Raw genomic sequence first — 21,703 nt, 5'->3', positions numbered from 1 at the left:
CTAAGTTTTAGGTTGCTTTTTTATTTATCAAATAAACGGTCTTAATTCTCAGCAGACATTAATGCAAAGAATTTATCAATATTTGGTAAGATAATGATTCTTGTTCTCCTGTTTCTTGCTCTATCTTCACGAGTATCATTACTCACTAATGGCTGATAACTACTACGTCCAGAGGCAATTAATTTTTCGGGAGCAACGTGGTATTGGTTTTGTAATTTTCTTACAACTGAAGTAGCTCGTAAAACACTTAAATCCCAATTGTCTTGTATTTTATCTGTATTAATACTTCTAGCGTCTGTATGACCTTCTACCATAACATCAATACTAGACTCCGAATTTATTACATCTGCAATTTTTTGTAAAAGTGCATCTGCTTTATTACCAACTTTATAGCTTCCAGAATTAAACAGCATTTTGTCGGAAATTGAAATCATTACTACAGTTTCATCTATATTAATTGCAATATCATCACTTTCATCAAAAGATGTTGTATTCATTTTTTTCTTTAAGTTGTACGATACCGCTAAATCCATAGAGTCTTTTAAGGTTTTAGCTTGGCTAACTAAGTAAGGATCTACTTTAGTAAGCGTTTCACGCATCTTTGTTTTGGTGTTATTAGAAATTATAGCAACTCCAGCTACATTTTCCATTTTAGAGTTGTTCTCTTCACTTAAAGAATTATTTAAAGAAGCTAAAGTGTTTATTTTAGTATTATATTGGTCTACACGTTCTTGTATCGCTGCAAACTTACTTTCAAGGTCTTCTTTTTCTACTTTAGTTTTAGTTAATTCACTTTTAATCTCTCCATTTTCATTTTCTAAAGCAAGATATTTTTTTTTAGAAACACAAGAAGCTAAAACAATAGCAACAAGTAATAGTATTGAATTTTTTTTCATAATAAATATATCGTTTTTGTTTTCTTTATCTACGCATAAAAAGCAGTAATAGATTATTTAACGACTATGTTTTTAATTAGATAAAAAAAAACAGCCTAATAAAAGGCTGCTTTATAGAAGTTTAAAAAGATAATTTATTTTGTTAAAGTTTCTAAATTTACAATGGTTAGCACTATAATTTCATCTTCCATTTCGTCTATAATAGTTTCTGTAGAATAGGTGATTTTAAATTTCATACCATTATATTTTTCATCTGTCAGATCAAACGTTTTTGTAACTTCTTCAGAAACAGTATCAAAAACATGTACAGTATCTTCATCATCACTAAAATAATAAGCTTCATTTTCAATACCATCAAATGTAGCATGAACTGTAGACGTGTCTTGAATATTAGAAAATGATAAAGACACAATAGTAACTAGGGTAATTAATAGAGTTTTCATATTTTAAGTTTTTAAAATTATATTTTATATACGTTACAGCAGATTTTTTAGACTTGTACAAATCAATAATTAACATATCTAACAATTTTAAATCTATTACAAATTACTACCTATCACTAGCTGCATATTTCATACTTTTACAAAAATATTTTTATGCATTTTAAAAGAACTTTTTCTACTTTAAAAACAAGTCAACGTATTGCAGTAAAATTAAATGCAAAAGGAGAGAGGTTTGTAATACAAAAACATCCTTGGGTTTTTTCGGATAGTATAATAAAAACGAATAAAGAACCACAAACTGGGGATTTAGCGATTATTTTTGGGAAGAATAAAAACAAAATAATTGGCTTTGGTTTATTCGATTTAGCTTCACCTATTCGAATCAAAATGATTCATCATGGAGAAGCCATTGCTATAGATGCTACTTTTTTTAATCAGAAAATAAAGAAAGCTTTTCTTAAAAGAAGCTCTTTATTAAAAACGAATACCAATAGTTATAGACTACTTTTTGGCGAAAATGATGGCTTTCCTGGTTTTATTGCCGATGTGTATGATACGGTTTTAGTGGTAAAAGTATATTCTGAAATTTGGCTAAATTATTTACAAAATATTCTAGAATCTTTAATAAAAGTAAGCAATTGTAATACGGTTGTTTTACGTTTAAGCAGAAGCTTAGAACAAAGTAAAGCGCATGATTTAAAAGATGGAGAAGTCGTTTATGGTGTTTTAACAAATGAAGTAGTACAATTTGTAGAGCATGGCGTACAATTTTCGGCAAATGTAATTCATGGACATAAAACAGGATATTTTTTAGACCATAGATTAAACCGAAAACAAGTAGGTGAGTGGAGTCGTGGTAAAACCGTTTTAGATGTTTTTAGTTATGCTGGTGGGTTTTCGGTACATGCACTAGCGAATCAAGCTAAAGAAGTTACTAGCTTAGATATTAGTAAACAAGCATTGGAAATGGCGGTTGCTAATGGGGAATTAAATACGTATTCTGGCAAACATAAAACGATTGCAGGAGATGCTTTTGTAGCAATGAAAAAGTTAATAACAGATAACATTACTTTTGATGTTGTAGTTATAGATCCTCCAAGTTTTGCTAAACAACAAAGCGAAATAGATTTAGCAAAGAAAAAATATGCGCAATTAGCAAGTTTAGGTATAGAATTAACAGCAAAAAACGGTTTATTAGTTTTAGCTTCTTGTTCTAGCAGAATACTAGCACAAACTTTTTTCGATATAAATGCACAGGTTTTAAGAGCATCTAATCGAAATTATAAAGTGATTTTAAAAACAGAGCACGATACAGATCATCCAGTAGGTTTTCCAGAAGGCGCTTATTTAAAGTGTGGGTATTATAAATTACAAGGATAAATTAAGAGAAAAATATATAAATATGGCATCATTTTCAGCGTTAGGTATTCATAAAAATTATGTAAAATCTTTAAAAGAATTAGGCATAAAAGAACCTACAGAAATTCAGCAACAAGCAATTCCTATTTTAATTAATTCTAAAACAGATTTAATTGGTTTAGCACAAACAGGAACAGGGAAAACTGCAGCTTACGGATTGCCTGTTCTCCATAATATTAACCCCAAAAAAGAAGAGATACAGGCACTAATTTTGTCGCCAACCAGAGAACTAGTGCAACAAATAAAAAAACAACTTTTTAAATTTACAAAGTATAACGATACAAAAATATTTTGTGAAGGTGTTTATGGTGGTGAAAAAATTGATATTCAAATTAAAAACCTAAAGCGTACAACGCATATTATTGTTGCAACTCCTGGGCGTTTGGTGGATTTAATTAATAGAGATATTATAGATTTAAAAAACATAGAAACTTTGGTTTTAGACGAGGCTGACGAGATGCTTAGCATGGGGTTTAAAGACGATTTAACAACCATTTTAAAAACAACTAAAGGATCAAAAAACACTTGGTTATTCTCTGCAACCATGCCAGAAACCTTAAAAGATATTGTAAAACGTTATATAAAACCAGACGCTGTACGACTGGAAATAAATAGAAACAGCCTTGTTAATGCCAATATTGCACACTTTTTTGTTGAAACTACCTTGCAAAATAAAATAAATGTATTAGTATCTGTTTTAGAAGAAAGAACGGAAGAACGTGGTATTATTTTTTGTAAAACTAAAGCTGGTACACAAGCCTTAACACATCAATTACAACAAGAAGGATTTAATGTTGGTGCTCTTGAAGGAGATATGCAACAAAGAGATCGTGAAAAAGTAATGCGTGCTTTTAAAAATACTAGTTTGCAAATATTAATTTCTACAGATGTATCTGCTAGAGGTATTGATGTTAATAATTTAGGTTTTGTTATACATTACCAATTACCTGAACATTTAGAATATTACACACACAGATCTGGAAGAACTGCAAGAGCAGGTAAAAAAGGCGAATCTATAGCTTTAATACTAGCTAATGAGTTTTCTAGAGTACAAGAAATAGAAAAAAAACTTGGGATTAAAATAAAACAAAAAACAGTTTAAGTTATTTTTTATACTTTACACTTTTTAATATAAGTATTTGGAAGAACAAGATTTTATTAATGACTTAAGAGCAGGAAAGCAATTTGCTTATGGAAAGCTTATGGATCTTTTTCAGCAAAAAGTATTTGCTACTTGTATCTCCTTTGTGCCTAATAAAGAAGATGCCGAAGACATAGCACAAGATGTTTTTGTAGAAGTTTTTAATTCCATTCATAAATTTAAAGGGAATTCTAAGTTATCAACTTGGATTTATAGAATAACAACCAATAAATGCTTAGAGTTTATTCGAAAAAAGAATACTAAAAAACGTTTTGCTTTTTTGCAATCTCTAACCGGAAACGATATAGAAATAGATAAAACCAACTATTTTACAGAAATAAACCATCCAGGAATTGTACTAGAGCAAAAAGAAACTAGTAATACTTTGTTTTACGCTATCAATAAATTGCCAGAAGCACAAAGAATAGTATTTACATTAAATAAAATTGACGATAAAAGCTATAAAGAAATTAGTGAGATTACAGAAAAGAGTATTAGCTCTATCGAGTCTTTATTATTTAGAGCTAAAAAGAATTTACAAGTATCATTAGAACATTTTTATAAAAATGAAAAATAAGCGCAAGTTTTTTAATTTTTTTGCATCTTAATATATATGAACGCTAATAATAACATACAAGAAAAGATTGATAGTACGCTAAAAGCAGCTACGTCTATTGAACAAGTTACTGTTTCCCCTTTTTTTAAGGATAAAACCATGCAACGATTGTTTTCTCAAAAGGAAGAAGAAAATATTGCTTGGTCTTGGTTTTCACCAAAACTGCAATTTGCGACTTTGGTTTGTGTCGTTGCAATAAATGTAATCGCTTTTACCAAGTTAAAAGTAACAACCTATGATGAAAATGTAAATCAGTTTGCAGAATCGTATGGTTTATCTGTTAATGAAGACAATTCGCTATTAAATTAATTAACATGAAAAAAAATACCATTTTATATATTTTACTTGCTTTTTTAATACTAGTAAATGGATTTTTCCTATTTAATTTTTTGAATAATTCTAGTACAAACCAAAATAAAGGAGCTAAAGACCCTATTCGTTTTATAAAAAAAGAACTGAATTTTAGTGATTCTCAATCTAAAGATTTTGAAATCTTAAATAATAAACATCATGCTAAAATGATGCAAATTAACGACGATTTAAGAGGACTAAAAGATGCTTTATTTAATAATATGTCGAATGCTTCCGTAGTAAATGAAATAACTGTAGACTCTATAACATCGTTAATTGGAAACAAGCAAAAAGCCATTGAGACAGAAATATTCTACCACTTTAAAAGTCTTCAAGATTTATGTGATGATAAACAAAAAGAAAAATTAAAAAAAATATTAAAAGATGCGCTTCGTAGAGGAGAGGGAGAAAATAGACCTCCACCTCGAAATGGGCAAAGAGGTCCAGAAGGAAAAGATGGCCATAGACCTCCGCCTCCTAAAGATTTTTAATAAAAATAGAAAAGCACTTCGTAATGAGGTGTTTTTTTTTGGCTTTTATTTAACAATAAACACGACAAGTAAATCCATATACTAGCATCTAAAACTACATAACAATAAAATATTTTAATTATGAAAAGTAACACATTTAAAACAATAGTATTCGTATTTACATTAACAGTATGTATGTCGAACTCTAGTTTTGCACAATCGCAAGACAGACAGCAAAGAACTCCTCCTACATTTAGTGAAATGTTAGAAGAAATGGACACTAATGAAGACGGTAAGCTTTCTGAAGATGAAGTAAAAGGACCTTTAAAAGATGAATTTTCTACAATTGATACAGATGAAGATGGTTTTATTTCAGAGAAAGAATTAGAAGAAGCTCCTAAACCAAAAGGAAGAGGGAAAAGAAAATAAAGTATAGTTTTTTTGAATTAGTTAGTTAAAAAAAAGGCTTCATACGTAAATATGAAGCTTTTTTTATACTTATAACCATAACTAAAAAAGAGTTTTAAATATGAAGATTTTTAGAAAAATTAGACGTACCGTCTTGATTTCTGGCAAAACAAAAAGCTATATAGCTTATGCGTTAGGAGAAATTATTCTAATCGTTATTGGTATTTTAATTGCATGGAAAATTAATAACTTAAATGAAATACGAAAAAATAAAATTGTAGAGTTTAAGATTTATCAATCCCTTAATGAAGAGTTAAATTCTAATTTAATTCTTTTAGATTCTTCTATTGCAAGATATACAAAGGATTTAGAAAGTATAAATACAACTATTAAAAGTATCGGATTAGAAGAAAAAGATTTAACAAATGAAATAAAAGAAGGAATTGTTGCGCTAAATTATAAAACAACACAATTACATAATGGCGCAATAAACTCTGTAAATAGCACCAATAAGTTCGAATTTATTGAAAGTATTTTATTAAAAGATCTTATCGCTTCTTATCCTAACGAATTAGATAGTTTTGAAAGTCAAGAAAATAAAATTGAAAACATTATTGTTAACCGTTTACAGCCAGCAATAGAATCACATGTGTCTTTAATCGATATCATTTCGAAACGTGGTTTAGATTTTAAAAAAGCGAAATCTTTTTCTCAAGAATCTAATTATTTATCCCTTTTAAACAGCAGGTCATATCAAAACGCATTGATAGATAGACTTTTGCAAACAGAAATACAGTTGTTAAATAGTAAAGTTTTAAAGATTAAAACAGAAACTATTGCCTTTAAATTGAATAAAGAATTAAGCAGTTTATAAAAATACAAATTATAAGCGCAAGTATTTTTATAATAATTCATCTAAATATAAAACACTTAAAAACTAAAATTATGGAAAAGCTATTTTTTAAAAGTTTATTATTAATTATACTAATATCTAGCACGCTATCTTGTAGTAGTGACGATGGTAATACGTTATCCGATTTAGAAGAGGATACAAACACAGATGATGTTGTAGTTTTAGTTGATGCATCTTATTTTTCAACTGCTGATGGATCAGTAACTATAACAACAGTTCCTTGTACCTTATCCGATGGTACTTCTACAAATTGCTACCAAATAGTAACAAGTAGTGCTCCTTCAGATCATGAAATGGGGCCTTGGTGTCCAGATAATATTTCAGACGATGCTTCAGCTGGAGGAATCTGGTTAGAAGATGGTGAAGTGTATGATGTAGATGGTGCTTTTGTAGAAAATATGGCAACATTTTATAACGATACAACTTGGCAAATGTATGATGCTAATGGTGATATTTATATTACTGAAACTGAAGAAGATTGTATCAATGCAGCAAATCCTAATGTTGGTGATGAATACGAAAACTTTTGTGTAGAGTGTTTACCTTCTTATATAGCAGATTTAACACAAACATGGCTTATACCTATAACTCCGGTATTACAAGATAATGCTGTGTTTTTTGCTACAGGCCCTGGAGGACAAGCTAATACAGTTCCTTCAACTCGAGGAATTGCACTAAATGGTATTGAGTTTTCTGCACCAGCACCTGTAGACAACATCCTTGGTGCATATACTTTAGCTCCATTTGATGATGCTGGAGGTCATATTAATGTTAATCAAGGGTACCATTATCATGCTGCAACTGGTTTTAGTACTAAAATAGAACAAACAGATGGACATGCAGCTTTAATTGGTTATGCATTAGATGGTCATGGTATTTATGAGCATTTAGATTCAGATGGTAACGAATATAATGACTTAGACACCTTACTTGGGCATACCGATGATACTCGTGGTTATCATTATCACGTAGATTATGCAGGTAATAACAATTTTATTAATGGCTTACAAGGTGCTTACGCAATGGATTAAATAGCCTTATGGTTTAAAACCATTTTAAAAACTATAATTATGCTTTATAAAAAAATAGTATTTATTTTCCTATTTCTTAATATTTCCGTTTTTGCACATCAGCCAGAAACATCTACAACCTTGTTGGTTGAAAAAGAAAATAATACATGGATACTTCAAATTAGTGCATCATTAACCGCATTTCAATACGAAGTTAAAACTCATTATGCATCGTATGAAACACCTGAAGAGTTTCAGCAAATGGTTTTAGATCTTGTTAAAAATAATTTAGAAATTAAATTTGATAATAATCAAAACATAACATTAAGTCCAGGAATTGTCAAATTAGGACATGAAACAAAAGTGGTTTTTGAAGTATTTGGTGTGCCTTCAGAGTTTAAAAATGTAGCCATTAAAAATAGTACTTTTCAAGATGTTTATAATAATAAAAGCGCTTTAGTACTTTTAAAAAACGGTTTTAATAAAGAACATTTTATACTTAATAATAAAAACAAGCATACTTTAAAATTAGTAGTAGATGAAAATAAATTTGTTGTTGAAACAATAAAAGAGGCTAGCCTTTTTTCATATAAATTGTTACTTGTTTTACTCGTTATGTTAGGCGCTAGCTTGTTGTTAAAAGTTTTAGTTTTCAAAAAAATACAATTATGAATTCAAAGAAAATAATGCGAAACACAAGCATTTTCTTATCCATTTTTACTTATATCGGATGTAGTAGTGACGATAATGGTATTAATAGTTATGAGGTAGACTTGTCTGAAGATATCTTACAGGAAGCGTATTTTAATGCTACATCTCTTGTTTCTTTTGAAAAAATAGACTGCTCTTTAGAAGACGGGTCTACTGGAGATTGCTATCAGTTAGTTTTTACTAGTAACCCTGTTGATAATGGTCCTTATTGTCCTACAACTATTAATGATATTGGAGGCTTAGGAGTTTATGATGGAGCTACAAACCCAGGTTTTCAAGTAATGAAAGCTAGTCTTTTTAATGCCATGGAAACAGATGGTTATGACATTGTTGATGACGCTGGTAATATTAATATAGATGATTTTAATTCTGGGCCAGTGAATCAAGATTATTCCTATTGCCTTGAAGCAGCTCCAGATAATAATTTATTATTAATATTTTTAATTCCTGCATCACCAATATTAGCTTCGAGTAATAACACTATAGATACCGTAGAGTTAATTGGTGTTTCTGTAGATGGTGTACCAATTAATGGAGATCCGCCTTCTGTAGCTAATCCTGGAAATGAAATTGCAGGAAATATACCTTCATTAGACCCGTGTGGAGGACATCATGATCCTGTGGGATATTATCACTGGCATTTTGTTGCTGAAACAATGAATCAAGTTCTTGAAGCTAATGAAATAGATGATGTTAGCTGTACTTTAGTAAATCAAGTTTCAGGAACTAAGCTCATAGGTTTTGCAAAAGATGGTTTTCCTATATATGCGTATCAAGTGGAACCTTCTAATCTAGATGAATGTGGAGGAATTACAGCAAGTACAACAGAGTTTCCAGATGGTATCTACCATTATGTTGCCAGTAATACTGAAGCTCCTAATGTACCAAAATGCTTAAAAGGTGTTGCAGCAACAAATAACTTTAGATTGGAATAAAATGAAAAAATATAGAATTTTTATATTTGTTTTTTTTGCTACTTTACATAGTGTATTTGCTCATAATCCCTTGTCAGCAATGTATTATCTAGAGGTTAATGAAGGTGTAAGTGTTTTAAATATTAGTTTAAGCCAAAGTGGTTTAAATGAAGCTCTAAAAAAACACTATTCGAATATAGATTTGGAAACATTATCTAGTATAGAATACAAACAATTAGCTATAAAATATTTAAAAGAAAATTTTAATTTAAATATAAATAATAAATCGGTAGCACTACTAGATGGTGGAATAAAGCTTGGAAACCATCAAACAGATGTTAAATTCATCCTTTCGCAACTTCCTAAAAACTTTGAAAGTCTAGATGTCGAGATAAAAGCATTTGTTCAAAATAAGCATCATCAAACTGTTTTTTCATTGGTATTGAATGAAAATACTAGTAAAGTAATTTTAAACGAAATCAATAACTATAAAACTACAGTAGTATTTAAAAATAATATTATGGTTAAAGGAGAAAAGGTGTTTAATAAAAACTATTTATGGCCATTTTTAATGATACCTATTTTTCTTATTTGGAAAAAAAACACGAACAACTTAAATAAATAAAATATGAAAACACACTACTTAAAAATAACATTTACACTTTTTACATTACTGCTTACAATTAGTGTTTTTGCTCAAGGACCTCCAGGAGGAGGGCAAGGTGGAGGAAGAGGACAAGGAGGAGGAAGAGGGGATCGAGAAGGTGGTAAACCAGATGCCTCACAAATTTTATCAAAGTTAGACACAAATAAAGATAACCTTATTGATATAGAGGAAGCGTCAAATGATGAAAGAGGAAAAATTGCGGAAGATTTTAATGAGATAGATACAAATAGTGATACGTTTATAGATTTAGAAGAACTTGAAGATTCATTAAATAATAGAAAAAAATCAAAAAAAATGGATCCTGAAAAATTAATAAAACAGATTGATGATGATGGAAATGGAAAATTAAATGAATTAGAAATTGCTGCAAAAGGAAATAAAGACCTATCCGAAAAATTTAATGAAATAGATACTAATGAGGATGCAGAATTAGATGTAGAAGAATTAAAGATATTTTTCGAGAAAAATGACATTCCTAAGAAAAAAAGAAAACAAAGAGATTAAAAATCAATTTATATGAATTATTGTAAAAAGTTAAAATTTGTAATCTTACTACTGTTTAGTATTCTATTAGTAAACTGTAAGCAAAATACAACAAAGTCTGTGGAAGAAATTGCGCCACAAAAGGAAGAAAATCAAGGACCAACTACTAAAAATCTTTTAGACGAAATGGATGCCGATAAAGATGGTAAATTATCTAATTCAGAAGTAAAGGGACCTCTATTAAACGACTTTTCTAAAATAGACAAAAATAACGATCGTTTTCTCTCTAAGGAAGAATTAGAAAATGCTCCCAGACCTGAAAGAAGAGCACCTAATGATATTAATACAGTAAATAATGTACAAAAAGATTTTGATGTAACTATTAATGTTAATCCTACATTATTTATTAAAGAGAGTTTACTTAACGAAATAACTCAAGAAGAACGTACATTATCTAATGGAACGAAAGCACTTTGCTATGTAATTACAACAGCTTCTCAACCTCAAGAACATAAAATGGGGCCTTGGTGTCCTACGCATATTAATGATGGTAATGATAAAGGAGGTATTTGGTTTAAAGATGGAAAAGTATATGATGTAGATGGTCATTTTATAGCAAACCTTAAAGAATTTTATAGAGATGAAGAGTGGGCTTTATTTAGAGAGGATGGATCTATAAAAGTCACAAAAACGCAAGAAGAATGTGAAGGTGCTGCAAAACCTGATGTAGACGAAAAATACCATAATTATTGTGTAGAGTGTATGCCAGAATATTATCGCGAAAAACAATCTACATACATTATACCTGTAAAACCTTTGTATTTAGAAACATCTTCTAAATTAGGAAGAGATGGAATAGGTATCGCTTTTAATGGTGTTAATTTCGAAGCTCCAGCACCAACACACGCTATTCTTGCTGCGCATACGCTTGCTCCATTAGATGATCATGGAGGTCATGTAAATCCACATGCTGGCTATCATTATCATGCGGTAACTGGTGCAACAAAAGAGATAGAACAAAAAGATACTCATGCACCTATGCTTGGTTATGCAATGGATGGATTTGGTATTTATGCACATAAAGATAAAAATGGTAATAACTATAAAGATCTAGATACTTGTAATGGACATTATGATGATATTAGAGGTTACCATTACCATGCAGGAGATGCTGGAAGTAACCAAATATTAGGATGTTTACATGGTGTTTCTGGGTCAATTTCGGTAAAAGGCTAACACACATCAAATAACAAAAAAGAAACTGTTCGTTATACTCTTTCTTTAATAATGATAATAAAGAAGAGAATGGTAAAAAAGTGTAATTAAGAGATAAATTTATAATATATTAAAATGAAAAACCTAAATACATTCCTTGGTATTCTTTTAGTTACCGGTTTTATTGGTTGTAAAAGTAACAGTAGCTCACATAGTCATGACGGGTTAGAGAGTCATTCGCATGAAGAAGAGAATCATAAACACAGTATTAATATAGGTAGTACATCAGATTATTTTGGTGATTATGAAGTAGAAGATACAGCCTACGGAACAAAAACTAAGGTTACTATTGTTGGCGATCAACGTGTCATGATAACTAATTCCTTACCGAATCATAAAACGGGAGATTTTCCAAACCCAGGAAATCCCAATACCATTTCTAAGCAAAACAAGACTTATAGCTTTCCAATAAAACCAAAATACACAGGGAAATCTCAATGGATGCGAGAACCTGGAATCGCCTTAAATGGAGTGAAATTTGAACCACAAACAGCCGAAGTTGTAGTATGTGAAACAGGAGAGAATTATCGAGTAGAAGCCATACAGAATGTAATAGATTTAGGCTTAGATTTTAATCATGCACATGTACAACCTACAGGAGAATACCATTATCATGGTACACCAACTTCAATGATTGAAACATTTGATACAGGAAAGGATTTAGTACATATTGGTTTTGCTCATGATGGATTCCCTATGTATTATTCTAAAAGTGGTAAATACAAGTCAAGCTTTAAACTTGTAGATGGCGATAGAGAAGGTGAAGATTGTACTTATACTACACATAGAACTATCGCTATCGAAGCTAAAGGGCATCATGATGGTACTTATGGTTCCGATTATGAATATGTAGCTGGTTATGGAGATTTAGACGAATGCAACGGTATAGAAATAGATGGTAATTATATGTATTTAGTAACTAACGAATTTCCATATGTTGGTCGTTGTGTAATGGGAGAAGTGGAACAAGAACAGCAAGGACCTCCACCTAATGGAGAAAGAAGAGGGCCAAAAGGAAATCAAACAGCAGGAAGACCCGATGCATCCGAAATTATAAAAAAAATGGATACCAATAAAGATGGAAAGCTTTCGGCCACAGAAGTAAAAGGACCATTGAAACAAGATTTTAATAAAATGGATGCCAATAAAGATGGTTACTTATCTAAAGCCGAAATAGAAAAAACACAAAAAAGGAATAGACCTTAAAATAATTAAAAAAGAGTATATGAAAAAACAATTTTTAAACTTAGTAATAGTTGCCTCAATAGTAATATTTACAAGTTGCAAGTCAAGTAATGACAAAAGAAATATAGAAAGTAACAATACTGAAAAAACAGAAAAGAAAGAACAGCAAAAAGAAAGGGGAGAACGCCCAGATACAGCACAAATATTAGCTCAAATGGATGCAGATAAAGACGGAAAAATTTCTAAAGAAGAAGCAAAAGGTCCTTTACAAGAACAGTTTTCAAAAATAGATACAAACCAAGATAATTATATCTCTAAAGAAGAATTAGAAAATGCTCCAAAGCCAGAAAGAGGAGGTGGTCAGGGCGGAAGACCACAAGGAGGCAGAAATTAAATTTTAAAATAGCGCAAGTTTTTTTTGTTTATTGCATCTAAAAATAAAACACTAAATATTTATAAGATGAAAAACCTATTTAAAATTACCCTGCTATCCTTATTTTTAGTAATAGGGTTTATTGCATGCTCAAGTGACGATAATGGTTCTAGTGAAGACGAAGAAATAGTAGAGTTTACTTGGTATCAAGATTTAGATGGAGATGGTTTTGGTAATCTAAATGTTTCTATTACTTCAGCAACCCAACCAGATGGTTATGTTAGTAATAGTTCCGATTCAGACGATACTGATGCCGACTCTGAAGATGGAGTAGCGGCAACTTTACATGCAGCATTTGGAGCATTTAATACAGACGCAACAGACATATATTTGTCTAATGATGGACAATCTGTAATCATTGAAACTACAGGTTTGCCAGATCATGAAACCGTATATTGGGGAGAAGGAAATGAATTATATAGAGAAGAACCAGATGTAGAAAGGACACCTTCTATCATGTCAAGTAATAATAATGCAGTAACAATTACAGTAGATGCAACTCCAGATTTATCTGGTAGTTCGGTTAGTACAAATTTTGATACTATTGGAATTGCAGTTAGTGGTGCGTCTATTTTTAATGATCAAGAAGGTGGAGGAGCATTAGATGCTGCTGCTGCTAGTTTAGATTGGACAGGAGCTCATATAGGCCCTGGAGTGTATCATTATCATTTAGAACCTGTTGCATTTTCAGATGACGATGACAACTTAGTTGGTGTATTATTAGATGGTGTTTTTCTTTACGGAAGAAAATGTATTTCAACAGGAGCATATCCTACAGATCTAGATACTTCAGGAGGTCATACTAGTACAACACAATATACAGATGGTGCTGAAGAATATCACTATCATATTATAAATGAATTATACTCTAACACTGGTTCATACATTGCATTTGCTGGACCTTACCAAGGTTACTAAATGAAAGTTATTAAACTATTTTTATGTATAAGTGTCCTACTTTGTATTGGTTGTAATTCTGCAACTAAAACAAAAAAGGAGAGCACTATTTCTAAAAATACCATAGAGATACAGGCAAATATTGTACATAAAGATAGTTTAGTTTTAAATGGAAATAAGGGGGTTTGGTATTATAATAATAGTCCGTTTAATGGTTTCGCTGTTAAGTATTATGCCAACGACTCTATAAAAGAAAAAACGGGTTTTTATAACGGAAAAAAAGAAGGAGTATATCGTGTTTGGTATAAAACAGGAGCGCTTAAATTACAATCATTCTACAATCAGAATGTATTGCAAGGAACTTATAAAGCATTTTGGAATAACGGTAATTTAGCCTCAGAATCTAATTACGTTAACGGAAAAAAACAAGGTCTACAGCGTCAGTGGTTTTATAATGGTAAACTTTCTAAAAAAAGAAACCTGTTAAACGATCAAGAAGATGGTTTGCAACAAGCTTGGTTAGAAAACGGAAAACTTTATGTAAACTACGAAGCAAAAAATGGTCGTATCTTTGGTATGCGACGAGCAAATTCTTGTTACCAATTAAAAGATGAGGTTGTAATTAGAAAAAAGAAATAATAAGATGAAATACCTACCTATCCTCTTTGTTTTAATGTGTTTCAGCTGTAAAAAAGAGTTGAAAAAAGAAAATATTAAAGTAGTCGAAAATAGTAGGGTAGAGTATCTACCATATTACGATGAAGAATCTTTTACTCCTAAATGGATAACTCCTAACACAGCTAGAGAAAAAGCGTTTCATAAAATTCCAGACTTTTCATTAACGAATCAATTAGGTGAAAAGGTTACGCAAAAAACATTCGAAAATAAAATTTATATAACAGACTTCTTTTTTACTAGTTGCCCAGGTATTTGCCCAAAAATGACAGGAAACATGGCAAAAGTACAAGAAGTTTTTAAAGAGGATAAGGATGTTTTATTGCTTTCGCATTCGGTAATGCCAAATACAGATTCCGTTTCAGTTTTAAAAACTTATGCTAAAAACTACGACGTTATAGACCATAAATGGCATCTGGTTACAGGCGATAAAAATGAAATTTATAACCTAGGAAGAGATCATTATTTTGTTGAAAACGATTTAGGTGAACCAAAAAGTATCGATGATTTTCTGCACACCGAAAACTTTTTGTTAATTGATAAGAATAAGCATATACGTGGGATATATAATGGTTTAAATAGAGCTTCTGTAGCTCAACTGATTACAGATATTAAATCACTAAAAGCCGAATAAAACATAATTATTTAGTATTTGCATATTTTTAAAGCGCAGTTATCTTTATCTTAGAGCTTTAAATTCTATGGATAAATGACTGAAAAATCCCTCTATAAATTATTTTGTTTTTTACTGATAAGTTCTTGTGCTACATTTAAACCTCAGTACGACACTACAATAGTAAAAACCAATTTCCCAAATAAAGAAATTTCACATTCTTTTTATTTAATAGGTGATGGAGGCAATTCTCCTTTAGGTACATCTTCAAAAACACTGCAAGTATTTAAAAAAGAGTTATCTAAAGCTTCAAAAAACAGTACAGCTATTTTTCTTGGCGATAATATTTACCCAAAAGGCTTACCGAGTAAAGACCATAAAGAAAGAGAGTTTGCAGAGCATCAATTAAATATGCAGACACAAACTACTGCAGATTTTAAAGGAAACACCATTTTTGTACCTGGTAATCATGATTGGTATAGTGATGGTCTCAAAGGATTAAAACGTCAAGAAAAGTTTATTGAAAAAGCTTTAGGAAAAGACACCTTTTTACCAGAAAATGGTTGCCCTATAGAAAAAGTACATGTATCTAATGATGTAGAATTAATTTTAATAGATACACAATGGTTTGTAACAAACTGGAATAATCATCCTACAATTAATGATGATTGTGAAATTAAAACCAGAGAACTTTTTTTTAACGAATACAGTAGCTTAATAAAAAAAGCTAGAGGTAAAACTACCATTGTTGCATTACATCATCCTATGTATACTAATGGTTTACATGGAGGGCAATATAGCTTTAAAAGTCATATGTCTCCAATTCCAGTTTTAGGTTCGCTTAAAAACTTATTGCGTATTACCACAGGAGTTTCTAATGCAGATATACAAAACAAAAGATATAACGAACTAAGAAAACGTCTGGTTACTATTTCGCAAGAAAATAGTAAAATCATTTTTGTTTCCGGTCACGAACATAATTTACAATATTTGGTGCAAGACAATATGCGTCAAATAGTTAGTGGTTCTGGTTCTAAAGTAACACCAACTAGAAACGTTGGAGGCGGGCAATTCTCATATGGAACTCCAGGGTATGCAAGACTTGATGTGTTTAACGATGGTTCTTCGTATGTACGTTTTTATTCGGTTGAAGAGGATAAAATAGTATTTGAAACCCAAGTGCTAAAGCCAGATGTTAATACAATAGATACAATATACCCAGAAACTTTTCCGAAAGAAAAAACAGCTTCAATTTACACCGAAGAAGAAACCGATAAATCAGTTTTTACTAAGTTTCTTTGGGGAGAAAGGTATAGAGATACCTATAGTACTAAAGTTACTGCTCCAACAGTAAATTTAGATACACTTTTTGGAGGTGTAACTGTTGGTAGAAGAGGAGGAGGAACACAGTCTAAATCCCTTCGTTTAATTACAAAAGATGGTAAAAAACAATATGTAATGCGTGCGGTTCGTAAACAAGGTACACAGTATTTACAAGCTGCCTTTTTTAAAGACCAGTATTTGGATGGAAATTTTGATGATACTGCAGCCGAAGATTTAATTCTAGATGTATTTACAGGTTCACATCCTTATGCACTTCTTACAGTTGGTGATTTGTCGGATGCTATTGGAGTATATCATTTAAACCCCAAATTATACTATGTGCCAAAACAAAATGCTTTAGGTGACTTTAATGCACAGTTTGGTGATGAGTTATATATGATTGAAGAACATGCCTCTGATGGGCATGGAGACCAAGCTAGTTTTGGGTTCTCAAATACGGTTTTAAGTACTTCGGATGTTATGGCTATGTTGCATAAAGATGAAGATTTAGTAATGGATGAAGCTGCTTATATTAGAGCAAGATTATTCGACATGTTAATTGGCGATTGGGATAGACACCAAGATCAATGGCGTTGGTTAGAGTTTAAAGAAAATGGGAAAAAAATATACCGACCTTTACCAAGAGATAGAGATCAGGTTTTTTCTATCATGTCCGACGGAGCATTACTTACATCAGCTGTAACAGTGCTACCAATGGCCAGATTGTTAAGAAAATATGATGATGATTTAGTAGATGTTAAAGGGGTAAATGTAGAACCGTACCCGCTTGATATGGAGTTTATTGTGCAATCGGATAAAGCAGTGTGGAATGCACAAGTAAAAACTATTCAAGAAGGAATTACAGATGAAGTTATAGACAAAGCTTTTTTAAATATCCCGGAAGAAGTTAGAGGTGCTGTAACCGATAAAATTAAACAAACCTTAAAAGCACGTCGTGCAAATCTTCAAAAAATAGCAGATCGTTATTTCAATTTAGTGAATAAATATGCAGTTTTAAAAGGAACAAATAAAGACGATTGGTTTGATATTGAGCGTTTACCTAACGGAAAAACAAAGGTTACTGCATATAGAATTAAAGGAGGGGAAAAAGCAGATGTTTTCCATGAATGCATTTATGATAATAAGCAAACAAAAGAAGTATGGATTTATGGTTTAGATGATGATGATACGTTTCATGTATATGGAAACGATACTAAAAATCAAATGCGAGTGCGATTAATTGGAGGGCAAAACCACGATGTTTATAATATTGAACAAGGAAAAAAAATAACCTTTTATGATTATAAGTCTAAAGAAAGCACCATACTAACTAAAAATGGACACCAAAAATTTACAAATGATTATGAAACCAATGTGTATGATTATAAAAAATTAAAAAATAATGTAAACGAACTTTTGCCTACCATTGGTTCTAATCCAGATGATGGTTTAAAAATAGGACTTTCAAACACTTATACTGTTTATGGTTTTGAGCGAAACCCATTTACTGCACAGCATACCGTTTCAGCAGCGTATTATTTTGCTACCAATGGTTTTGAATTAAATTATAATGGAGAATTTGCTAATGTTTTTAAAGGCTTAAATTTTGGATTAGATATGCATTTTAATAGTCCAAATTATGCAATCAACTTTTTTGATTATGGTAATTCTACTCCTAATTTTGAAGCAGATGACATCGTAAATATGGATTATAATCGTGTTAAAATAAGATCTTTTGGAATACAACCAGCTTTAATTTGGAGAGGGCAGTTAGGTGGTTATTTTAAAGCAGGAATTTTGTACGAATCGAATGAAGTAGAAAGAACTAACGGAAGGTTTATAAATCAATTTATTGGTGAAGGGAATGAAGTAAGTGATTCATTTTATGGTGCAGATGCAACATATTCTTTTGAAAATAAAGATAATGAAGCATTTCCTACTTTAGGTATGCAATTTGGCTTACAAATCGGTTTTAAAAATAATGTAGACTCTGGTAAAGGCTTTGGTTATATTATACCAGAACTAGGTTTTGATTATAAATTAATACCAAGTGGTAAATTAGTTTTAGCTACTAATTTTTCTGGACATTTTAATTTAGGGAATAATTTTGAGTTTTATCAAGCGGCAACATTAGGGGCAAACACAGGTTTACGTGGATATAGAAACGAACGCTTTACAGGTAAAAGTGCTTTGGTGCAAAGTACCGATTTACGTCTTCAATTTTTAAGCCTTAAAACAAAATTAATACCAATAAGTCTAGGTGTTTATGGTGGTGCAGATTATGGTCGTATTTGGGTAGATAATGATTTAGTTTCCAATACTACTTATAATAATGATCGTTGGAATACTTCTTTTGGAGGTGGTGTTTTTGTAACAATGATAGATATGTTTACTGCAAATGTTTCTGCCTTTAATAGTGATGATGGAACGCGTGTAGCTTTTAAACTTGGTTTCGGGTTTTAATACTTAGGAAACAAAAGAATATAACTAGAAGTGTAGTGCTTTTAATTAACAGTACATTTGCAATAGCTACAAAGTATTTCTTTTGTTTCCTAAGAATATAATTTTACACTATTAAAGGGTTCTAATAAAACCAAATTGTTAGTTCTAAAAACGATACCAACTTTGGTTTTGTATCGTGTCCTAAATATGTAGTTTTCTGGTTTTAGAAATCTTCATTAGTCTATAGTCTTTTCTTTAGGTACCCAACATAAGGCAACAGGTGCTTTTATCATTACTTTATCTTTACCAGAATCTAGATGAAATATTCCTTGATAATAAAGATATTTTATTGCTCTATATCCATTGCTATCTACATTTCTAATAGAAACATCATGCGATCCATTTGGTTTATATAAAGGAGCGCAAGGAGAATAATTTTTAAAATATAATTCATCATTATCTTCTGTTTCTTGCGTAATTGGAAAAATTTGAACCGCTCGCGTATTACTACCAAATTGGTAATTTACTTTAAGAACCCAATTGCCATAATAGTTCTCATAAACGTACGGATAAGCTGGGTATTCTTCTGCAATTTCTTCTTCAGTAATATATAAACGATTATCATAATTAGAATTAGAAACCAACACGTAATCTCTATTTTCTATATGTTTAATAACCTTAAGATAGGTTTTTGCCAAATCATTACCTAAATCGGCAGCTTCTTGAAACAAGCGTTTAGCTTTATAGGTATCTTGAGATAAACCACCTACACCAAAGTAATAAAATTCGCCTAAGTTTCGCATGGAAAAAGCACTACCTTGCGCTGCTGCTTTTTTATAGTAATAAACAGCTTTCTCCCAATTGGTTTCTGTTCCGTAACCTCCATCATAACACAATCCTAAATTAGACATACTTGTTACGTCATTTAGATCTGCACCAAGTTTATAATATTCATATGCTTTTTGTCTATTAAAGTTATTAAAATAATAATTTCCAATATCGCCATATAAAGATGTTTTATAAGCTAATCCCATTTCATAATAGGAGAGTCCCAATGTTATATCTTGTTCTATTTCTTTCCCTTTAATATACATACTACCTAATTTCGCCATGGCTTCTGGGCTTCCATTTTCTAGCGCTTTTTCATACCAATAAATACAAGTTTCTATATTTTTTGTAACTCCTTCACCAGCTCTATATTTAGAGCCTAAATTAGTCATGGAGTTAACATGTCCCAGTTCTGCTGCTTTTCTATAGTATTTTACAGCTTCGTTTATATCTTTTGATATTCCATTACCTTCTTCATATAATACCCCTAAATTACCAATGGCAGTAAGACTACCACTAACAGCTGCATGTTTATACCACATTACGGCAATTTCTTCATCTTTTTGTACACCTCCATATCCTTCAGAATACATATAACCAATAGCATAGGCATGAAAAGGTGTTTTGTATTTACTGTATTGATCTTTAAACCATTTTATTTGATATTCTTTTTGAAACAAGCGATTTGCTTCAGTTTTATTTTTAGAAACACCTGTTCCGTTTGCCAAATACTTACCTAACTGATAGGTTGCAGGAATAGACCCTAAATCGTAGCCTTCTTTTGCATAGGTATATGCTTTTTTATAGTCTACTTTTACAGATAATCCTGTATAATAGATATGTGATAAATAATAATACGCATCTTTATAGCCTAATGATTTCGCTTCATCAAAAAACTGTAAAGCTTTACTAAATTCATGGTTTTCAAATGATTTTTCACCTTTTCTATACAAATCAAATGCAATGTCTTCGTTTTCTTCTTCTACCGTTTTTACATTGATAATACCTTTTGCTTTGTTCCATCCGTTTTCTATAGCTATTAACCTATCTTTCTTAGCAGGATGCGTACTTGTAGCTTTTTCGTATTTTATCGTCATAATAGCGCTTTGTGCTTCTTCTTTAGAGGCACCCATTTTAGCTAAAGCTAGTCCGCTAAAATAATCGGCTTCTAATTCAAACTTATGATTAGAACCTTCATTATTTAAAGAATGCCCATTTAAATGATGCCCAATTTCATGTGCTAAAACACTTATTGCTGCCCAACGATTGTTTGCCTTTTCTTCAATTCTGTCAAAAAAGTTTGCATCATATAAGATATAACGTTCTTTCTGACCTGAAGATATTTCAATGTTTTTAGCTACTGCGTTATTAATATTAGGGCATTCTTGAATGGTGAAATTTCGAAATAAACCGATTTCATCTAAAATGCGATCTACAGCAATTTCTGCATCTTCATCACTATTAAAACCTAGTTGAGAACAAGCATCGTTTACTTCTTCAATAGTTTGGTAATTTTGTGAATAAGCAATGCTAGTACTTGATAGGATACTGATAAAAAGAAATAGTTTTAATTGATGCGTAACATTCATA

22 protein-coding genes are annotated in these 21,703 nt (G+C 31.0%); 19 read left to right on the top strand and 3 right to left on the bottom strand.

Annotation, left to right across the window (positions count from 1 at the left end; translation table 11 throughout):
• Positions 1-41: 41 nt before the first annotated feature.
• Positions 42-896: an OmpA family protein gene (locus Q4512_RS07325; protein WP_303423482.1), complete on the bottom strand. Its 855-nt coding sequence runs from the start codon at positions 894-896 to the stop codon at positions 42-44.
• 134 nt (positions 897-1,030) lie between these two features.
• Positions 1,031-1,339 carry a hypothetical protein gene (locus Q4512_RS07320; RefSeq protein ID WP_303423480.1) on the bottom strand — a complete coding sequence of 103 codons (309 nt, stop codon included), beginning with the start codon at positions 1,337-1,339 and terminating at the stop codon, positions 1,031-1,033.
• A 153-nt stretch (positions 1,340-1,492) separates the two neighbouring features.
• Here Q4512_RS07320 and Q4512_RS07315 point away from each other — a divergent pair, with 153 nt between their 5' ends.
• From Q4512_RS07315 to Q4512_RS07225, 19 genes are all read left to right on the top strand, one after another.
• On the top strand, positions 1,493-2,719 hold the full coding sequence (locus tag Q4512_RS07315; RefSeq protein WP_303423478.1) for a class I SAM-dependent rRNA methyltransferase: 1,227 nt from the start codon (positions 1,493-1,495) through the stop codon (positions 2,717-2,719).
• Positions 2,720-2,741: 22 nt separating this feature from the next.
• Positions 2,742-3,860 carry a DEAD/DEAH box helicase gene (locus Q4512_RS07310; RefSeq protein ID WP_303423476.1) on the top strand — a complete coding sequence of 373 codons (1,119 nt, stop codon included), beginning with the start codon at positions 2,742-2,744 and terminating at the stop codon, positions 3,858-3,860.
• Between the two features lie 37 nt (positions 3,861-3,897).
• Positions 3,898-4,476 carry an RNA polymerase sigma factor gene (locus Q4512_RS07305; protein ID WP_303423473.1) on the top strand — a complete coding sequence of 193 codons (579 nt, stop codon included), beginning with the start codon at positions 3,898-3,900 and terminating at the stop codon, positions 4,474-4,476.
• 36 nt (positions 4,477-4,512) lie between these two features.
• Positions 4,513-4,824, top strand: a complete 312-nt coding sequence (locus Q4512_RS07300) for a hypothetical protein (RefSeq protein WP_303423471.1) — start codon at positions 4,513-4,515, stop codon at positions 4,822-4,824.
• 5 nt (positions 4,825-4,829) lie between these two features.
• Positions 4,830-5,357 (top strand): Spy/CpxP family protein refolding chaperone, encoded by a 528-nt coding sequence (locus Q4512_RS07295; RefSeq protein ID WP_303423469.1) that lies wholly within the window; start codon positions 4,830-4,832, stop codon positions 5,355-5,357.
• A 120-nt stretch (positions 5,358-5,477) separates the two neighbouring features.
• Complete coding sequence (locus tag Q4512_RS07290) at positions 5,478-5,765, top strand: EF-hand domain-containing protein (RefSeq protein ID WP_303423467.1); 288 nt, start codon at positions 5,478-5,480, stop codon at positions 5,763-5,765.
• 100 nt (positions 5,766-5,865) lie between these two features.
• Complete coding sequence (locus Q4512_RS07285) at positions 5,866-6,618, top strand: DUF6090 family protein (protein ID WP_303423465.1); 753 nt, start codon at positions 5,866-5,868, stop codon at positions 6,616-6,618.
• 71 nt (positions 6,619-6,689) lie between these two features.
• Positions 6,690-7,688: a YHYH protein gene (locus Q4512_RS07280; protein WP_303423463.1), complete on the top strand. Its 999-nt coding sequence runs from the start codon at positions 6,690-6,692 to the stop codon at positions 7,686-7,688.
• Between the two features lie 39 nt (positions 7,689-7,727).
• The gene (locus tag Q4512_RS07275) at positions 7,728-8,339 is read left to right on the top strand and encodes a hypothetical protein (RefSeq protein WP_303423461.1); all 612 of its coding nucleotides are present in this window, start codon (positions 7,728-7,730) and stop codon (positions 8,337-8,339) included.
• Positions 8,336-9,313 carry a YHYH protein gene (locus Q4512_RS07270; RefSeq protein WP_303423459.1) on the top strand — a complete coding sequence of 326 codons (978 nt, stop codon included), beginning with the start codon at positions 8,336-8,338 and terminating at the stop codon, positions 9,311-9,313. Before Q4512_RS07275 ends, Q4512_RS07270 begins: the two co-directional genes overlap by 4 nt.
• A 1-nt stretch (position 9,314) precedes the next feature.
• Positions 9,315-9,917, top strand: a complete 603-nt coding sequence (locus tag Q4512_RS07265) for a hypothetical protein (protein WP_303423457.1) — start codon at positions 9,315-9,317, stop codon at positions 9,915-9,917.
• A gap of 3 nt (positions 9,918-9,920) precedes the next feature.
• Complete coding sequence (locus Q4512_RS07260) at positions 9,921-10,463, top strand: EF-hand domain-containing protein (protein ID WP_303423455.1); 543 nt, start codon at positions 9,921-9,923, stop codon at positions 10,461-10,463.
• Between the two features lie 12 nt (positions 10,464-10,475).
• Positions 10,476-11,678 (top strand): YHYH protein, encoded by a 1,203-nt coding sequence (locus Q4512_RS07255; protein ID WP_303423453.1) that lies wholly within the window; start codon positions 10,476-10,478, stop codon positions 11,676-11,678.
• Between the two features lie 114 nt (positions 11,679-11,792).
• Positions 11,793-12,923 carry a YHYH protein gene (locus Q4512_RS07250; protein WP_303423451.1) on the top strand — a complete coding sequence of 377 codons (1,131 nt, stop codon included), beginning with the start codon at positions 11,793-11,795 and terminating at the stop codon, positions 12,921-12,923.
• Between the two features lie 19 nt (positions 12,924-12,942).
• Complete coding sequence (locus Q4512_RS07245; RefSeq protein WP_303423449.1) at positions 12,943-13,296, top strand: EF-hand domain-containing protein; 354 nt, start codon at positions 12,943-12,945, stop codon at positions 13,294-13,296.
• Between the two features lie 66 nt (positions 13,297-13,362).
• Positions 13,363-14,253: a YHYH protein gene (locus tag Q4512_RS07240; RefSeq protein WP_303423447.1), complete on the top strand. Its 891-nt coding sequence runs from the start codon at positions 13,363-13,365 to the stop codon at positions 14,251-14,253.
• On the top strand, positions 14,254-14,871 hold the full coding sequence (locus Q4512_RS07235) for a toxin-antitoxin system YwqK family antitoxin (protein WP_303423445.1): 618 nt from the start codon (positions 14,254-14,256) through the stop codon (positions 14,869-14,871).
• Between the two features lie 4 nt (positions 14,872-14,875).
• Positions 14,876-15,541 carry an SCO family protein gene (locus Q4512_RS07230; protein ID WP_303423443.1) on the top strand — a complete coding sequence of 222 codons (666 nt, stop codon included), beginning with the start codon at positions 14,876-14,878 and terminating at the stop codon, positions 15,539-15,541.
• A 75-nt stretch (positions 15,542-15,616) separates the two neighbouring features.
• Entirely contained in the window at positions 15,617-19,306 is a 3,690-nt protein-coding gene (locus tag Q4512_RS07225) for a metallophosphoesterase (protein ID WP_303423441.1), read from the top strand.
• A gap of 215 nt (positions 19,307-19,521) precedes the next feature.
• Here the strand turns inward: Q4512_RS07225 and Q4512_RS07220 are convergent, their stop codons facing one another.
• A complete protein-coding gene (locus tag Q4512_RS07220) occupies positions 19,522-21,702 on the bottom strand; it encodes a hypothetical protein (RefSeq protein WP_303423439.1) in 2,181 nt (726 codons plus the stop codon).
• Position 21,703: the final 1 nt, after the last annotated feature.

Source organism: Oceanihabitans sp. 2_MG-2023, assembly GCF_030547245.1.
In the GTDB taxonomy this organism is placed as follows: domain Bacteria; phylum Bacteroidota; class Bacteroidia; order Flavobacteriales; family Flavobacteriaceae; genus Oceanihabitans.
This window is presented reverse-complemented; position numbering and strand designations above follow the sequence as displayed.

What these genes read in the sequence shown, in the direction of transcription:
- Q4512_RS07325 (WP_303423482.1), bottom strand. Translation starts at nt 896, where the DNA reads ATGAAAAAAAATTCAATACTATTACTTGTTGCTATTGTTTTAGCTTCT.
- Q4512_RS07320 (WP_303423480.1), bottom strand. Translation starts at nt 1,339, where the DNA reads ATGAAAACTCTATTAATTACCCTAGTTACTATTGTGTCTTTATCATTT.
- Q4512_RS07315 (WP_303423478.1), top strand. Translation starts at nt 1,493, where the DNA reads ATGCATTTTAAAAGAACTTTTTCTACTTTAAAAACAAGTCAACGTATT.
- Q4512_RS07310 (WP_303423476.1), top strand. Translation starts at nt 2,742, where the DNA reads ATGGCATCATTTTCAGCGTTAGGTATTCATAAAAATTATGTAAAATCT.
- Q4512_RS07300 (WP_303423471.1), top strand. Translation starts at nt 4,513, where the DNA reads ATGAACGCTAATAATAACATACAAGAAAAGATTGATAGTACGCTAAAA.
- Q4512_RS07295 (WP_303423469.1), top strand. Translation starts at nt 4,830, where the DNA reads ATGAAAAAAAATACCATTTTATATATTTTACTTGCTTTTTTAATACTA.
- Q4512_RS07290 (WP_303423467.1), top strand. Translation starts at nt 5,478, where the DNA reads ATGAAAAGTAACACATTTAAAACAATAGTATTCGTATTTACATTAACA.
- Q4512_RS07285 (WP_303423465.1), top strand. Translation starts at nt 5,866, where the DNA reads ATGAAGATTTTTAGAAAAATTAGACGTACCGTCTTGATTTCTGGCAAA.
- Q4512_RS07280 (WP_303423463.1), top strand. Translation starts at nt 6,690, where the DNA reads ATGGAAAAGCTATTTTTTAAAAGTTTATTATTAATTATACTAATATCT.
- Q4512_RS07275 (WP_303423461.1), top strand. Translation starts at nt 7,728, where the DNA reads ATGCTTTATAAAAAAATAGTATTTATTTTCCTATTTCTTAATATTTCC.
- Q4512_RS07270 (WP_303423459.1), top strand. Translation starts at nt 8,336, where the DNA reads ATGAATTCAAAGAAAATAATGCGAAACACAAGCATTTTCTTATCCATT.
- Q4512_RS07265 (WP_303423457.1), top strand. Translation starts at nt 9,315, where the DNA reads ATGAAAAAATATAGAATTTTTATATTTGTTTTTTTTGCTACTTTACAT.
- Q4512_RS07260 (WP_303423455.1), top strand. Translation starts at nt 9,921, where the DNA reads ATGAAAACACACTACTTAAAAATAACATTTACACTTTTTACATTACTG.
- Q4512_RS07255 (WP_303423453.1), top strand. Translation starts at nt 10,476, where the DNA reads ATGAATTATTGTAAAAAGTTAAAATTTGTAATCTTACTACTGTTTAGT.
- Q4512_RS07250 (WP_303423451.1), top strand. Translation starts at nt 11,793, where the DNA reads ATGAAAAACCTAAATACATTCCTTGGTATTCTTTTAGTTACCGGTTTT.
- Q4512_RS07245 (WP_303423449.1), top strand. Translation starts at nt 12,943, where the DNA reads ATGAAAAAACAATTTTTAAACTTAGTAATAGTTGCCTCAATAGTAATA.
- Q4512_RS07240 (WP_303423447.1), top strand. Translation starts at nt 13,363, where the DNA reads ATGAAAAACCTATTTAAAATTACCCTGCTATCCTTATTTTTAGTAATA.
- Q4512_RS07235 (WP_303423445.1), top strand. Translation starts at nt 14,254, where the DNA reads ATGAAAGTTATTAAACTATTTTTATGTATAAGTGTCCTACTTTGTATT.
- Q4512_RS07230 (WP_303423443.1), top strand. Translation starts at nt 14,876, where the DNA reads ATGAAATACCTACCTATCCTCTTTGTTTTAATGTGTTTCAGCTGTAAA.
- Q4512_RS07225 (WP_303423441.1), top strand. Translation starts at nt 15,617, where the DNA reads ATGACTGAAAAATCCCTCTATAAATTATTTTGTTTTTTACTGATAAGT.
- Q4512_RS07220 (WP_303423439.1), bottom strand. Translation starts at nt 21,702, where the DNA reads ATGAATGTTACGCATCAATTAAAACTATTTCTTTTTATCAGTATCCTA.